The 15755-nt window shown below is 65.0% G+C and carries 10 protein-coding genes and 1 pseudogene; 7 read left to right on the top strand and 4 right to left on the bottom strand.

From position 1 onward, the window contains the following. Positions 1–402: 402 nt before the first annotated feature. Positions 403–1449 carry a PQQ-binding-like beta-propeller repeat protein gene (locus A8W25_RS14280; protein ID WP_079126066.1) on the top strand — a complete coding sequence of 349 codons (1047 nt, stop codon included), beginning with the start codon at positions 403–405 and terminating at the stop codon, positions 1447–1449. A 111-nt stretch (positions 1450–1560) separates the two neighbouring features. On the opposite strand, the gene A8W25_RS32345 is transcribed toward A8W25_RS14280, so the two are convergent. The 4 genes from A8W25_RS32345 to A8W25_RS14265 are packed head-to-tail and all read right to left on the bottom strand — an operon-like array spanning position 1561 to position 6371. Next, positions 1561–1929, bottom strand: coding sequence for a nucleoside triphosphate pyrophosphohydrolase (locus A8W25_RS32345; protein WP_079126065.1), 369 nt, complete (start codon positions 1927–1929; stop codon positions 1561–1563). Between the two features lie 16 nt (positions 1930–1945). Next, entirely contained in the window at positions 1946–2863 is a 918-nt protein-coding gene (locus A8W25_RS14275; protein ID WP_067161288.1) for a phospholipase D family protein, read from the bottom strand. Then, positions 2860–4764, bottom strand: coding sequence for an ATP-binding protein (locus A8W25_RS14270; protein WP_067161285.1), 1905 nt, complete (start codon positions 4762–4764; stop codon positions 2860–2862). The genes A8W25_RS14275 and A8W25_RS14270 overlap by 4 nt, the downstream gene beginning before the upstream one ends. After that, positions 4749–6371, bottom strand: a complete 1623-nt coding sequence (locus A8W25_RS14265) for a DEAD/DEAH box helicase (RefSeq protein ID WP_079126064.1) — start codon at positions 6369–6371, stop codon at positions 4749–4751. Before A8W25_RS14265 ends, A8W25_RS14270 begins: the two co-directional genes overlap by 16 nt. A 420-nt stretch (positions 6372–6791) precedes the next feature. Between A8W25_RS14265 and A8W25_RS14260 the strand changes: the two genes are divergently transcribed. The 6 genes and pseudogenes from A8W25_RS14260 to A8W25_RS14230 all read left to right on the top strand — a co-directional run. Continuing rightward, complete coding sequence (locus A8W25_RS14260) at positions 6792–7967, top strand: cysteine desulfurase family protein (protein WP_067161283.1); 1176 nt, start codon at positions 6792–6794, stop codon at positions 7965–7967. An 84-nt stretch (positions 7968–8051) separates the two neighbouring features. Beyond that, entirely contained in the window at positions 8052–9131 is a 1080-nt protein-coding gene (locus A8W25_RS14255; RefSeq protein WP_234386448.1) for a DUF4007 family protein, read from the top strand. Positions 9132–9133: 2 nt separating this feature from the next. After that, positions 9134–12736, top strand: a complete 3603-nt coding sequence (locus A8W25_RS14250) for a hypothetical protein (RefSeq protein ID WP_067161277.1) — start codon at positions 9134–9136, stop codon at positions 12734–12736. After that, positions 12733–13569 carry a phosphoadenosine phosphosulfate reductase family protein gene (locus A8W25_RS14245; protein WP_067161274.1) on the top strand — a complete coding sequence of 279 codons (837 nt, stop codon included), beginning with the start codon at positions 12733–12735 and terminating at the stop codon, positions 13567–13569. The genes A8W25_RS14250 and A8W25_RS14245 overlap by 4 nt, the downstream gene beginning before the upstream one ends. 798 nt (positions 13570–14367) lie before the next feature. Then, positions 14368–15072, top strand: coding sequence for a hypothetical protein (locus A8W25_RS14235; RefSeq protein WP_067161269.1), 705 nt, complete (start codon positions 14368–14370; stop codon positions 15070–15072). Between the two features lie 218 nt (positions 15073–15290). Beyond that, positions 15291–15755, top strand: a pseudogene (locus tag A8W25_RS14230) (hypothetical protein); the annotation flags it as partial.

Genomic DNA, 15755 nt, shown 5'->3' with positions numbered 1-15755 from the left:
CGGGCCGCGGTTCCTCGCGACCCGCACGACGTCCTGGCGGAACTCTTCCGGATAAGGCTTGGGCACAGCGACATCCTTCCCACCCGCCCCACAGGGCAAGCCAGTTCAGATGTCACCCGATCGTGCGGCAGACCCCCGCGTCCGTCAACGCCTCTGTCATCCCGCTCCCCCTATCGAGCGCCTACTGGCCCCGAGGAGACTACCTGTGGCATTGAGGCAGCCGGGTCGGAGGCCGAGTCTGTACTAGTCGCCTTCGCGGAGACGTCGACAGGTACCGTTCCAGTTCGTCCGCGGTCGCGGGCGGACGTGAGTGCACGGGGAGTTGATGAGCACGACGGGCGGCTGCTCGCTCCCGACACAAACATGGCACTGGCGCCGGCCTAGCAAGCTGGCGCCACCAGCGTGGCGAACTGCACGTGGGTCAGCCCAGAGGACGGCCCGATCCGCTTCGGATCACCAGCTGAAATCAGCCGCTACATCACTGCCGAAGAGGGACTGAAGGCGATCGACACCGAGACCGGTGCACCGCGGTGGGACGTGACGAAGTACGCCGCAGAGAAGGGCGGTTTCGGAAGCAATCGTGCCGCTCCACTCGTCTCGGCTGACGGTAAAACTGTGTACGCGGCCTGGAACAGGGATGTGAAGGGTCAAGGGACAACGCCGGACCGAGCCGTGATCGAGGTGCTGGCCGTCGAGACGGCCACCGGCAAGACGGCATGGTCGGCCGAGATCGCGGCCGCTCCCAGCTCCCGCGGGCTCGCGGCCACATCCATTGGGGCCGACGAGATCCTCGCACCACAGGTCATCGGAGTCGACGCCGGCACAGCGCTCGTCACCGCGGCCGACACCACGTACGCCGTTGAACCCTCTGCGGGCACCGTCCGCTGGAAGAAGCCCGACTTCCGCGCAGTGACCTTGGCCGACGGCGTCGTTGCCGGCGGCGAGAAGACGGGGTTCGGCGCGGGCAGGCTGCTGGGCCTTGCCGCGGCCACGGGCGAACAGCAGTGGACCGTGGCGGAGGCGCGGCAGCCGGCCGCCGCCGCACCGCGGTTGCTAAGCGCAACCCTCAAGGACAAGACGCTCGTCGTGGATGCCGTCAGCGGTGAGGAGCGCGTGGCGCTCGATGGCGGGGGCTGGCGGTGCCGCCACGACGCACAGTCCCTGGTCCTGTGCTCCAGGTACGGGTACGGGGCGGCAGACCGCGGGATCACGGTGTTCGACGCCGCTTCGGTTCAGAAGCGGTGGGCCTTGCCCGACGGTTCCGGACGGAAGGTGCCGAAGGTCAACGGATTCTGGCACGGTGCCGTGTACGGGGAGGTGGGCGACGAGCCGATCGTCCTGGACGGCACGACGGGACAGGATCGACAGACGTCTGCCGGCGCGGCGCCATACGACATCGATCGGTACGGCGGTGTAGTGGGATCCAAGTTTTATCGCGCCGCAGGCTGACACGAGCGGATCCCGGAAGCGTCACGGCGTCACGGCAGCCCGTGACGCCTGAGGCACGCAGGTCAAGGCACCAAGACCCCGCCCGCATCCCCTTCGCGAGGCAGGCAGCCGCTAGGGCACTCCACCCGTGGGAGCGTCCATCTGCTGGTTGGCATTGCCGGTCCATACGATTCGACCGCCGAACCCTCCGCGCTCCGCCGCCTTCTGCGCCCGGATGGCCTCCAACCGCTCAGGAGGCAATCCAAGATCGCTGGCGAGCGCACGGACTACCTCAAGGACATCAGCCAGCTCCTCAGGCATTTTGGGTTCCTCAGCAGCAAGGAACTCTGCAACTTCTTCTTGAAGCTTGGCGCGTAGACGCTGGCGGTACTCCTCTGGGCATGCCGTATAGGTCTCCGGCTGCGCCCCACCACTGCGGATGATCTCTGGGATTCGGTCGCGTACAAGCTTCCCCCGGAGCGCCCCGCCCTGACCCGGCACGGTGTCCTGTCCTGTTCTAGGCGAGCTCACGGCCTTGCCTGATCTCCCACGGTCCTGTTGGTACCACGCGCACCTCGTCGAAGTACTTGAGCCACTCCCCGATGTTCTCCGCAGCGCGTTGCGCCTGCGCCTCGGTGCACCCATCGGCTTCCAAGAGCCTCTGCTGCAGGTCGGTCATGCTTAGCCGACCTTCGGTGACTAGTTGGCCAACCTCCGGCATCCCGTACAGGCGTGCCAGAACCGCTTTGGAGAAGGCTTGCTCGTCCAGCCCGGGCGGCACGTCCAGGTGCGCCAGGTCGCGGACTACGCCGGCGAGGATCTCACTGACGTAATCGTGCTTCGCCCCGCGGTAGATGCGGTAGAGCCGATTGGGTGATCGTGTTTCTGGTCTCCAGGAGGTTCTCTGCTGATCAGGTTCACCAGTCACCAAGATGAGGGCTGAACCATCCTCATCCTGCTTGAGCAGCTCGGCCTGCTCTCGTATCTGGCGAGCCAACTCCTGGGTTGCCGGGACGCCATCGTCATGAATCTGCACGAGCAGCCGCTGGACCTCTGGGTGGGACACCGGGGCCTCGATGAGCAACTCCAGATTCTTCGGGTGCCTTCTACCTGTCGCTTTGGCGGTGAGGTTGGCCGATCCGACGAGACATCGATCATCGGCGAGGTAGAGCTTCGCGTGAAGGTCGTGGCAGAGCAGGATGGTGACACGTCCATCCTGTGCAGCAAGTTCGGCGATTTCGGGGTCTGACACGCCAGCCGCCACCTCCAGCACCGACCACCTTGTTACGCAGAGGATCTCAGCTTCTGGTGCCGTGATCGCCGCGAGAGCGGCCCTGAACACGTCCTTCTTGATGAAGGGCGCGATCAGGGCCACACGACCATGAGCAGACGCAAGAAGCCCTGCGATCTGCTGCCAGACGTGGTCAGACGTCACTCGTCGTCATCCTCGTCATCCTCGTCATCGGCTGTGAAGAACTCGCTCGCCAGCCGGCCCCAGTCTTGGCGCATCTTCTTGACTCGGTCTTTGGTCTTGGAGTTTTCCGGCAGCTCATCCTCGAAGCGTGCCCAGGAGAACATCAGGAGCTTGAACGCGCTAGCGGCTCGCTCCAGCCGATCAGCCAGGTCGCGCTGGCTTGCGCCTTCAATATCACTGTCCAAGACCGCGATGAGGTCGTTGTAGACAGGGTGGTCCATGTTGAGGGCGACCTGAAGCATCCCAGGGATGAACTCGATGTTGAAGAAGGCAGGCGAGTCCGGGTTCCGGCTGGTCAGCAGACGTACGTGCCGGTGCTGCGCCATCGTCTCTTCGATGATCCGCTTGGCGTCGGCTTCGGGGTACTTGTGCGTCTCGACCAAACTCTCGAACTGGAGTTGCTGGCTCTCCTCCGGAGAGCTCTCCTTCTCCAAGCTCTCTGTCAGACTCGGGCCGGCTTCGGCTCGCCGCTTCTTCACTGCCTGCTCAGCCTGTGCTTCTGCCTTCTCATGGCGCTTGCGGCTTGTTCCGGTGCCGCGCGTCTGGTCCTCCAAATCCTTCCGCAGCTTCTTGATAAGCTTTTCGCGGATGTGATAGACGATGTCCATCAGCTTCAGCTTGGGGTCGCCATCTTCGGCGAGCTGCTCCTTGAACTCGCCCCAGGACATGCCTGTCCCGTCAGCTTCCTCGGTCCAGTCGAAGTGGGCCAACTCCGAAAAGGCAGTGGCTGCCTGTTTGTTGTTGGTGACACCAAAGACCTCGTCAAGCTGAGTATCGAACTCAATCTCGATGCCCCACCAGCGCTCGACCGGGTCATAGGTGCTCACCCAGCCTTTATCTAGGTCGAGTTCGCGGTCAGCACGAATGAGTGAAACACCAAGGTTGCGCGCGGCGTGCTTGCCCCATGGTGTGGAGCCTGGCTTCAGTATGGGAGAGATATTATCCGGCCAGGGATATCCCTCGACGTCGGGCCGCCGGGATGCATCCTCAGCGATGGAGGCGGTTACCCGAACGGGGTACTTCTTGCCATCAAGGCCCTCGACCATGAACTCTTCCACGCCGACCTTGCCGACGGTGCCTGCTCCGCAAGGGCGGAACATCGGCTTCGTATCGAAGGGGGCCGGCGTCGAGGTCCGCTCGGTCAGGTACAGGGGGTCATTCGGGAGCGCGTCTCGCTGCCCGAGGATCTCCCATCCGTGGACCGGGACAAGGCGGATGCGGCAGCGGCCTTTGGCAATGAATTTACGGTAGATGCGGCCAATCAACTCTTCGGTGTTCTGGAGCGTCGCCTGCGCTCCCACCCACTGGACCCGGTCCAGCTTGGTCCACAGCACGAGAGTTCCTGTCGGGCCGAGCCCCTTGCTGAGGTCCTGCCACTCTTTCGGAAGTGGATCGTGTTGAGGCACAGGGACCTGCTCGTCGTTCCCGTTGATCTCTTCGAGATCAAGGTAGGTGTGCAGGGCGTTTTCGGGGCCGTTCTGCCAGGACCACACGTCCACTCGCTGGCACTGCGACATGCTCGACTGGGGCAGGCCGACACCAAAGCGCCCTATCCCTTTGCGCTCCTGGCGGCTGCCCACGCCAAACCGCAAGGACCGCCGGAGCGTCTCGTAGTCCATGCCGTCGCCGTTGTCCATCACGGCGATCTTCTCGACGTGGTAGCGCGCACGTTCAGAACGCCGCTGCGTGCTCTCAACTGCGAACAGCTCGACGATATCGGCATTCTCTTCGATGCCGTTGTCGATTAGTTCGGCGATTGCATGTGCCGTCGACTTGTAGCCGCTGTTCCTCATCGCAGTGATCGTCATGTCCGCGCTAACGATCGGGTAGGTAACAGCGGCGCCGATCACCTGTTGTTCCATACATCCTCCCAGTTCGTGAATGCCTCTGCGACGTCTCCGAATCCTGGGAGATCAGGATCAACAACGGTGACCACGTCACAAGTGGGTGTTCCGCCGGCGTGAGGCCCGCGAATAACCCGCCCTACCATCTGGCTGTAGAGGACCAGGGACCTGGTGGGACGGGCAATGACTGTGGCGCTCGCCGCAGGGGCATCGAATCCCGTGGTGAGTACGCCGAAGTTGGAGAGCACCATCGGCTTGCTGGACGGACCCTTGAATCGCGCAATGGCATTGTCGCGGTGCCTAGTTGACGACTCGGCCGTGACCTGTGCAGTATCCACGCCCAGCGCGGACAGGATGGCGACGATCAGTCGGCTGTGTTCGACGGACGCGGCAAAGAGCAGGATCCGCCGATGGTCCCTGATGAGGTCGAGCACTGTCCGGACGACCTGCAGATTCCACTGCACATTTGTCGCCAGCCGATCAATCAGCGATTCGGGGATCTCGAAGGCGTTCGCAATCCCCTGTTGATCAGCGGCGCTGAGCTTCATACCAGACTGCGTGGCGACGGTGCGGAAGAGGGGGCGGGCAAGGTAGCCCTGCTCGATCAGGGCGGTTACCGGGTTGTCGTATCCGTCGATCTCCAGCATCACCTTCTGGCGGGCGAAGAAATCCGACAACTTCTCGTCCTCGGAGATGTTCGCCCAGGTCCGCCCCGGTGTTGCAGTTAGGCCCAGCAGACTGGCGTCTCGACGCAGCGTCAGGGCCTCGACTACACGGCTGTAAGTGGGGGCGACGGCCTGATGGGCCTCGTCGAAAACCGTTAGCGTCGCGTGCAGGGCTAGGCGGTCCAGGAACGTACGATCACTCTTGGCTGCGGAGACGGCTTTATCGAGCCCGAGCACCACAATGCCGTCGGTGACGCCGTCCAGCTCGACCGGGGCATCTCCCCACATGCGGACGACGCTGACGTCACGGTTACCGAGAGCCCCCCAGGCTCGCTCGAACTCGCTCGCTGCCTGCTCCAGGAGCTCCCGGCCTCTGGCGAGCCACACCACAACGGTTGGCTCGTGTCCACGAAGATGGTCGCAAATGAGGTTCATGCCGGTGCGGGTCTTGCCGACACCTGTAGGGAGATGCAGGACAGCCCGCCGTTCACCGGAGTACAGCAGATCACCCACCCGCCGGGCAGCACGGCGCTGGTGGGGGAACATGCCGTAGGCCGGCGCCGTGGTGCTACGGAAGGCCGGCGGCGCCTCTGACGCCCTGTCGACAATCAGTCCAAGAAAGCCAAGGAGCGCCCGACGCTGATCCGCTGTCCATTCAACCTTTGCCAGGAACGAGTCCGCTCCGGTGCCGCCATCCCATCCCAGCCTGTTGGCGAGCTCCACGCGTTTCGCCCCGGACAAGAGGGCGAGGAAGCTCTCGCGTTCGTCCGGCTGCGAGATGAGGCGCTCGGGGGACACCGAGCCTTCAGCGACCCGCCGCAGCATGGATTCGTCCGCAGAGCCGCCGTCGAGAAGGTCGAGAAGGTCGCAGGTGTCCTCACCAAGCAGGCCGCGCACGTAAGTTAGCGGCGCACCGTCAAGTACATGACGGAAAGCGACGCCGGGCGTTGCCGTGCTCATCTCGCCCCCTGCAGTGCAGACGTCCCGTTTCCGGCCCGCCACCACACGTTGCGCAGCTGCAACCCCGCCCCCTGCCCCAGATGAAATCCCCTACGGCTTCATGACCCGCGGGAATACGAAGGTCACGACTTGCGGTCACCCTAGACGGGACCACCGACAGCGCGGGCCGGGTCGGCGATTTCCGGTCAAGCCAAGCAGTAGCTCGCGCACACTGCGCCTCTCTCCGACGCAAACAGATGGGCACGGTGCGAAGTCAATCACTGACGCAGCGTGCCGTCGCGTGGGTTCCGGCGAGCCTGTCTCGGTTGTCTCAGGTGTTCGTTAGGATCTCAGTGCACTCCTGGTGGAACATAAGGGCCGGGACGAGGAGGGCCACCAGGAGTGGCAAGAGGCGCACACCGCAGCAAATGGGGGCAGAACATGGCAGGTGACCTGCAAGGGGCAGATGTGGTCTACCTCGACTACAACGCCACCGCGCCTCTACGGCCCGAAGCTCTTGAAGCGGCTCTCGGCGCGCTGCGTAGCGTCGGCAACGCCTCTAGCATGCACCACCCCGGCCGCGAGGCAGCAGCCCGGGTTGATGCGGCCCGCCGAGACCTCGGTGACCTGCTTAATTGCACCCCCGGCGAGATCATCTTCACATCCGGGGCCACGGAAGCGAACAACCTGGCCCTGCGGACCGGCTATGCGCGCGGCGGCTTGCTAGTGACCACCGCCGCCGAGCATCTGGCCGTGATCGAGACCGCCCGCGCAATCACGGCGGAGCAGCCCGACTCCCTCCTCGTCCTGCCCGTCAACCGAGACGGTGTCGTTGATCTTGAGCCTCTGGACACAGCACTCCGCGACGGCCCCGTCGCTCTCGTCTCCCTCATGCTCGCGAACAACGAGACGGGAGTCCTGACGGATCTGGCCCCTGTCTGCAAGGCGGCACACGAGGCCGGCGCCCTGGTCCACACCGACGCCACGCAGTACGTCGGGCGGCTCCCCATGGACCTCCGCGAGCTCGATGTCGACCTGCTATCCCTCTCGGCCCACAAATTCGGCGGACCGCAAGGTATCGGGGCCCTCTTCGTCCGTCGAGGAACACCCCTGCCGCACCGCCCACTGCTCGTGGGCGGTGGGCACGAGCGGGGATGGCGGGCCGGCACGCTGAATGTGGCTGGAATCACAGGTCTCGGAGCAGCCGCGCGAGCTGCTCGGCAGCACCTTGCCCATGAAGCAAAGAGAATCGCTGCGCTGCGTGACGCCCTCGAAGCGGCGCTGACCGCCGAGGTCGCCGACTGCCGCATCAATGGAGCGGAAACCTCTCGCCTCCCTGGGGTCACCAGCATCACCTTCCCTGGTCTGCCGGCAGACGCTGTCCTTGCAGCAATGCCGCACGTGGCCGCATCCGATGGGAGTGCGTGCTCATCGGGAGCCCCGAGCCCAAGCCATGTGCTTCTCGCCATGGGACACAGCCGCGACGATGCGGACTCCACGGTGCGCTTTTCCCTCGGCTACGGCACTACTGAACGCGACATCGAACGGGCGTCCACGGCGACCGTGGACGCCGTACGGCACGTCCGGTCGGTCATGGCCGCGACGGCCGAGCCCTAACCGGCGTTATCCCTCATAGACGTCTCCCATCGTTCTGTTCACTGAAAGGCCCCTCGCATGTCAGACAGCCGGCTTCCTGAAGCCGTGGAACTCTCCTTCGGGCGCCACGAGACGTTTGCCCCGCGTTTCGGCTGGCTGCACAAGGCATACATGCAGGTCAAACACGACAGCGAGATCTTCCACCGCGAGGATGCCCCGGTCCTACTCGGCGTCGGTAAGAACATGGTCTATTCCATGCGTCACTGGTCGAAGGCATTCAAGCTCACCCAAGAGCACGCTCACGAGGACCCCTCTTACCGCGCTCTTGTCGCATCCCCGACCTGGCGGGCCCGGTGGCTGCTTGACGAGGAGGGAGCCGACCCGTACCTCGAGGACACGGGCAGCCTGTGGCTGCTGCACTGGTGGCTGCTGTCGAGTGACTCGGAGGTGAAGTGCTGGGTGCCGAGCTGGTACGTGATCTTCAACTTGGCCCCTCGCTCCCGGGTCACCTCAGCGGAGATGACCAGCGTCATCACGCGCCACGTCCACGAGAGCTTCGAAGAGAAGGACTGGCCCGCAGGAGAGTCCATCTCGCGCGATGTCGAATGCATGATCAAGATGTATGCGCTGGACCAGGAGTTCAACCCGCTGTCCCCTGGAAGCTTCGAAGACCTCCTCATGTCACCGTTCCGTGAACTCGGCTTGTTGGAGGGCCAGGGCAAGGGGAGGGAGCGCACCTGGCGCTTCACCAATGGGGCCCGCTCGAATCTGCCGGCTCCTGTGCTGGCTTACGCCTGCCTGGATTTCGCTGCGCGATTCTCGACGAACGCCGGCTCGGTCTCCCTGGCCCGACTCGCCCAGGACCCGGGGTCTCCGGGCCGGGCCTTCCGCATGCGGGAGCCGGAGCTGACTAAGGCCATCGAGTCTCTGGTGAGTGACCACCCGGACTTGCAGATCATCGAGGCACTCGGCCAGCGCAGCCTCGCCTTCTCCAAGGCTCCGCTGGCGCTCGCGTGGGACATCCTCGACGCTCACTACGGACGCGTCCGGGAGCGCGAGGGATTCCCCACCCCGCAGGAGTGGACCAAGAAGTACCCCGGACTTGACAGCAACGCTCCAAAGCGAACGCGCAAGAAGCAGCCCCAGCAGGTCGAGGCGCTGGACCTGATCGAGGAGAACGCGTAACCATGGCCACGAAGACCATCCAGCGTCCTCAGTCGGCCGCTGCTCAGCTCCCCGCTGGCATCACCCTGGTCGGTTCTGAGCTGCGATCGACCAATCTTGAACGTGACGTCCAGGAGAAGCACCTCAACGACCCCTACGTAGGGGTCCGCGCACTCGACGTCCTTGATCGTGTCACCAATGCTGTGGCCGATCCCCGCCGAACCCGTGCCTGGTCGTTTACCGGTCCGTACGGCTCCGGTAAGTCCACCCTCTCGAACCTTTTCGACGCCTTCCTCGGCCACGACGAAACCCGCCGCGCCGAGGCCGAGGCCGCGGTGAGGGCCACCAAGCCCGGGCAGGCCACACGGCTGGCCCGTGTGCGTGACGAACTCAGCGACGGGGCTGGCTTCCTCGGCGCCGTCGCCACCGCTCGACGCGAACCTCTCGCTGCCACTGTGCACCGCGCTCTGCAGACTGCAGTCGAGCGCAAATGGAAGAAGCGGGTTCCCAAGGAGATCGCCCAGGCTCTGGCGGCTTGTGCTGAGCGCGAGGTGCCGAGCCAAGAAAGCCTCATCAACGCCGTCACGATCTTGTGTGAACGACACCCTCTTCTGCTGATCATCGATGAGTTCGGCAAGACGCTCGAGTACCTCGCCGCCAAGGGCGACTCGGGCAGTGCCGAGAGTGACGTCTTTCTGCTGCAGGAGCTCGCCGAAAAGGGTGCCGGCCCCTCGGGCATGCGTCTCTTCATGTTCACGCTGCAGCATCTGGCGTTCACGGACTACGCAGCGCGTTCCAGCGCCATCCAGACCCAGGAGTGGGCCAAGGTCCAGGGTCGCTTCGAAGACATCACGTTTACTCCGAACCTCGGTGACGCCGTCCATCTGATGCGCCGGCGCCTCGACCTGACGGGCGTCGCAGAACCGGGCCTGGAACTCATCCGCAAGCAGGCCGACGCCGCGGCATACTTCTGGGGTGACCGCGCCTTGAGCGCAGTCGTAGACATCTCTGCGGAGACGTTCGGCGCTCTCTACCCTCTTCACCCTCTCACCGCTGTTGCCGCACCGCTGCTCGCCTCCCAGATCGGCCAGCACGACCGCAGCCTCACTGGATTCCTGGCCAGCGACGAACCCAACACGGTCCGCCGCACGTTGGACACCCTGTCGTCTGACACTCCTGAGCGGGCTTGCACCGTTCGTCTGCCGCAGCTGTACGACTACTTCTTCGCCTCCGGCCGTACCACCATCCTTGCTTCGGCGAACGCCAGCCGCTGGCTCGAGGTCGACAACCGTCTTAACGAGGCACACGGATTGCCTGCCGAGGACCAGGAGGTCCTGAAGGCGATCGGCATCCTCAACCTCATCGATGCCGATGGCCTGTTGCGGGCTACTCCGCCCATGATTCAGTTCGCGCTGAATGACCCGGCTGACGCGCCCGCCCCTGAGCGGTTCACTGCCCTTCAGAAGCGGCTGAGCAAACTCGTCGATGACGGCTTCATCGTGCACCGCTCCTACAGCGACGAGTACCGCGTTTGGCAGGGCACCGACGTCGACATCGATGCGCGGGTTCGTGAGGTGGCCATCCGCATCGCCCCCGCAGACGTGATGGGCTATTTCAGCAAGCACCTAGGGACTGTGCTGCCTGCGGCAGTCGTGGCCGGCGGACACAGCCAGCGCACCGGCATGTTGCGCTACTTCTCGACCGCGGTCAGCCACAAGAGCGAGAAGCTCAGGGGGCCACAGGTCGTCCAGGACGCTGCCGACGGTCTGATCGTCTATCACCTCGGGCCGCTTGGGACCCGTCCCGTGGTGCAGTCGCCGCTGCCGGTGCTGATCGGTACGACCAAGAACCCTGAAGCTGTTCTGCAGGCAGGCATCGACCTCGTCGCCCTCGAAGAGCTCCTCGACGATGACACCATCGACCACGTTGCCATCCGCGAGATCGAGGAACGCGCCACGTACCTCTCGCAGACCATCGGCGCGCTGCTGGATGAGGCATTCAACCCCCTGAGCCCGCAATCCAGCTGGTACCTGTGGCACAACGGAACCGAAGTCCTCGGCGACGAAAGCGAACCCATCGAGGCCCGCAGCTACGCGAACCTGGCCTCCCAGGCATGCGACCGGGTGTACCCCCACACCCCGCACATCCGCAACGAGATGGTCGGGCGCCACCAACTCACGAGCAACGGTGCCCGCGCCCGCCGCGAGCTACTCACCTCCATGCTGCAGCGGTCGGGCAACCCCTTGCTCGGATACGACAGGACGAAGTACACCCCCGAGCGGGCCATGTACCACGGCGTCCTGGAGTACCTGGGGCTGCACCGGGCCGCGGGCGAAACGGACGCAGGCACCGACACCAACAGCATCCTCACCCACGGCCTCTCGCGCCCCAACCCCGAGAAGAACCCCAGCATCACCAAAGCCTGGGAAGCCCTCGAGGAAGCACTGACCGGTGCGAAGCACGCTACGCCGATCGTCGACATCTACCAGCAGCTCATGGCGCCGCCCTACGGCGTCAAAGCCGGCGTCGTCCCGATCCTCGTGGTCACCGCGCTCATCCTGCGGGCACAGGACATTGCCCTGTTCGAGGACGGCAACTACTGCCAGCGGCTAACCCCTGAGATCGTCGAGAGGCTCAACGTCCCCTACCCGGACCGCTTCACGGTCAAGGCCGCCCCGACCGGTCGCGGACAGCGCCTCCTCGTCGTCAACAGCCTGGCCAAGGCACTCGACGTGGACACCCCTCGCTCCCGAGCTGCGCGTAACCCCGCACTGCTCGGCGTGACACGGGCCATGCTCGAGCGCGTCATGGTGCTGGAGCCCTACGCCCAGAAGACACGCCGGCTTAGCACTGAGGCACTCGCGATCCGCGACGTCCTCTCCCAGGCCACCGACCCCGACGAACTGGCTTTCACCTCCCTGCCCGCGGCGTTGGGCTTCGAGCCGATCGGGGCCACCACCCCCCGGGACGAAGAGACCGCCCAGGCATACGTCGCGAGCCTTACCACAGCACTCGACGACCTCACCGGCGCCGGCGCCGCGCTGCGCCAGGAGGTCGTGGCCACGATCGGACGCGAGTTCCGTCTTCCCGCCGAACTCACCAGCCTCCGCACCGGGTTGACCGAACGGCTCCTGGGCTTCGCCAATGCCCCGCTCGAACTCAACCTGCAGGGCTTCGTCTCCCGGGTCCTCAACGAGAGCCTGCCGGACGAGGACTGGCTCGATCCGATCATCATCCGCCTGGCCAACAGGGCACTCGGAGACTGGAGTGACACGGACGTCACCTCATTCCCTCGACAGGTCAAGGAGGTGGCCCGCGCACTCGACCGTGTCAGCCACCTCTACGAAGCCCACACGCGGCCCGACTCCGCTGAGAAGGAGACCGAGTCCCGGCAGATCGAGACCCACCTCCTGACGCTCACCACCCCTCAGGGAACAGAAGAACGCACCCTGATCCATGTGCCCAAGCAGTCCCGTCAGGTGGCCGACGAACTCGTTGTCAGTGTCATCAGGCAGGCTGAAGAAGCACTGGGCCCCGACGGCGCACGCATCCTGCTCGCCGCCCTGGCCGAGCGCCTGGCCGCACAGGACACCGCCGCGGCCCCCCAGATGAAGGAGACGCTGTGACCGACACCGACAGCTCCAGCGGGAAGAAGCGCCACGTCCTCGGCCTATCCGGAGGCAAGGACTCCTCCGCTCTCGCGATCCACATGCGCGACCGCGTGCCGGAGATGGAGTACTTCTTCTGCGACACCGGCGCCGAGCTGCCAGAGACCTACGAATACCTCAACCGCCTCGAAGCGGCCGTCGGCAAGCCGATCGTGCGTCTCAACGCGACCCGCGACTTCGACCACTGGCTCGAGGTCTACCAGGGCACGCTTCCCAGCCCCCAGATGCGCTGGTGCACCAAGAACCTGAAGCTCAAGCCCCTGGAGGAGTGGGTCGGCGACGACGAGGTGATCTCGTACGTGGCGATCCGCGCAGACGAGAACCGTCTTGGCTACGTCAGCACCAAGCCGAACATCAGCGCCGTCTTCCCGTTCCGCGAGGACGGGATCGACCGTGCCGGCGTCGACCGCATTCTTGACGAAGCTGGTATCGGCCTGCCCGCCTACTACGAGTGGCGTACGCGGTCGGGGTGCTACTTCTGCTTCTTCCAGCGCAAGCACGAATGGGTCGGTCTCAAGGATCGTCACCCTGAGCTGTTCGAGAAGGCCATAGCGTACGAGGAGAAGGTCAACTACCGGCGTACGGCGATGCAGGGCCGGGAGTACACCTGGTCCCAGGGCGAGTCGCTGCACGAGTTGATCGAGCGCCGGGACGAGATCGAGGCCAAGCACCAGGCGGCACTCGACCGAGCGGCCAAGCGCGTGAAGCCGAACCGTCCGTTGCTGGAAATACTCGCTGACGCCCACGATGAGGACGACGACGAGGCCGGCTGCGCCGTCTGCCACCTCTAAACCACTGACGCGTTGAGGGGCCTTGTTTCTCCGGCATCTGCCGGAGAAACAAGGCCTTTTTCATCGAGCCCACCTGGCACCCCACTCAAAGGGAACCTAGATCAAGGGTTAAGCCCGTCGAAATAACCCCGAAACGATTCAACGACCTGCTCTGCCGAATCCCGAACAATCGGCAGCTGTACGGCTCGGTTTGAGCGAACCTTACTAATTACGGTCAGGGCAGGCTTTCCCCTGGCCAAGATAGTGCGCAGCTGTCGCTGGACAAGATACTCGACAGCCTCCCTGTGGCTCGTTTCGACGGTCATGAACTCTTCCGCATCCCCCATGTCAGGCCAGAAGATCACGAGGTCGTCCATTCTCCCCCATGCGGAATCATCAAAATCGTGCAATCTACGCCGAAAGGAAGACTTCTCTAGAGCACGCCCCAAGTGATCACCTCAGCGCCCAAATATCCCGTTCCGACCAACCGTCATTCCGATATACGCAGTTCCCACCTTTCTTGAATATCTGATCTACCAGCGGGCGCTGCAGGACTACCTGGCGCCCAAGTTCTCGGGGGCAAACCCGTCGATGTCGGCTGGTACTCGATCACCGAGCTGAACCAGCTCGTCCACGTCGCGGACGCACGGGGTGGCCGGTGATCGCGCGCCTGCACCTTCGGCACCACTCCGCCTATAAGGCTCTGAGCACGGTGCTGGACCGTCCGTCAGCTCCACTCGCAAGCTCAGCCGCTCCATCGCCACTTCCTGGGAACCGCTGGGCACCAGTCCTCTACTCGAAGAGCGGCACCAGTGGAGCGTGAGCCGGTGGGCAGAGCACCTCAGCCAGGCCGTTTCCCTCTCTCCTGCCCGGGACACCGCGTGCTTTCTCCATCTCAGTGTCCGGCTGCATCCCGAAGACCGACGGCTCACCGAGGCGGAGTGGTCCGAGATCGCCCATCGTCTCGCCCGTACCGCCGGACTCGCCCCGCGAGCAGACGGCGGGCCGTGCCGGTGGATCGCCGTCCGGCGTCAGCGTGACCGCCTGCATCTCATCGCCGGCCTTATCCGCGAGGACGGATCCCTGCCCCGCACCTCGCGCCGTCTGTCCCACGAACTCGCGCAGCAGGCCCGGATCATGGAGACCGAGTTCGGCCTCGTCCCCGCCCGGCCCCCGGCTGGCCGACAGGAACAGGTGATCGCCGATCCGCTCGTCACCGCCGAGGAGACCCCGGCGCAGATCGCCGAGAAGATCCGCCAGCTCACCGACGAGACGGACGGCACCCTCGCCGAGGCGTGGCGCCTTGCCGAACAGGCAGCGCACCGCCTCGCCGAACGCCCCGAGATATACGCCCTGCGCACCGCGCGCCAGATGAAATGGGCCGCCCGGCGCCTGTACGGGCTGCTGCAGGGCCTCGATGCCGCGGCCGAGGATCTGGCCAACCCACCCGCGCTGCTGCGAAACGCCGTCGTGGGCACCACCCGTACCCGCTGCCCCTCCCCTCAAACACGCCGCACCCGCTGAACCACCCTCGAAGGGAGCCTTTTTGCCCCTGGCCGAACGCCACATCGCACTGCGGCGCGAACCCCACTCCGGCGAAGTCCTCGCCCGCGGAGGCGACGCGGAAGCCCACAGCATCCTGGAACGCACCGGCTTCGTCCCCGTCGTCCGGTTCCGATACCTACCACCGCCTGCCCATCGGCCTCCACCAGGCCGAGGAGACCCGCCTGGCCACCCGCGCCGTGTCCCGGCTTCAGGCTGTCGGCTACGACCTCGACGCGGACGCCGCGTTCACCACCGAGCGCCATGAACCGTACTACCTCAGCCTCGGCGCGCAGGCCGCACACCACCTCGCAACCCGGATCCGGGAAGGGGAGACCACCGACGAGATCGCCGAGACGTTGACGGAGCTGACCGCCGCCCACGACAGCATTCTCCCGGCCCTCGCCGAAGTCCTCGCCGCAACAGCCGACTTCCTGCAGGACCTCGGCCACCCCGCCGACCCGCATACGGCCTCCCGGCTGCGCCACCTGGCCGACGAACAACTCCACAGCATCACCTCCGACCTGCGCCATGTCCGCAACGAGCTCGCCGACCGACATGCCGCGTACCCCCACCGCAGTCCCTGCCCTCAGGAAGTGGCCGACGACGAACGTGAGAAGTCGGCGTCCTGCCCGTGTCCCGCCCCTACTCCTTCCCGCATCCCC

It is taken from the genome of Streptomyces sp. ERV7 (assembly GCF_001653515.1).
In the GTDB taxonomy this organism is placed as follows: domain Bacteria; phylum Actinomycetota; class Actinomycetes; order Streptomycetales; family Streptomycetaceae; genus Streptomyces.
Note: the sequence above shows the minus strand (reverse complement) of the source record. Positions and strands in the feature narration are given on the sequence as shown.

What these genes read in the sequence shown, in the direction of transcription:
- A8W25_RS14270 (WP_067161285.1), bottom strand. Translation starts at nt 4,764, where the DNA reads ATGGAACAACAGGTGATCGGCGCCGCTGTTACCTACCCGATCGTTAGC.
- A8W25_RS14250 (WP_067161277.1), top strand. Translation starts at nt 9,134, where the DNA reads ATGGCCACGAAGACCATCCAGCGTCCTCAGTCGGCCGCTGCTCAGCTC.
- A8W25_RS14265 (WP_079126064.1), bottom strand. Translation starts at nt 6,371, where the DNA reads ATGAGCACGGCAACGCCCGGCGTCGCTTTCCGTCATGTACTTGACGGT.
- A8W25_RS14260 (WP_067161283.1), top strand. Translation starts at nt 6,792, where the DNA reads ATGGCAGGTGACCTGCAAGGGGCAGATGTGGTCTACCTCGACTACAAC.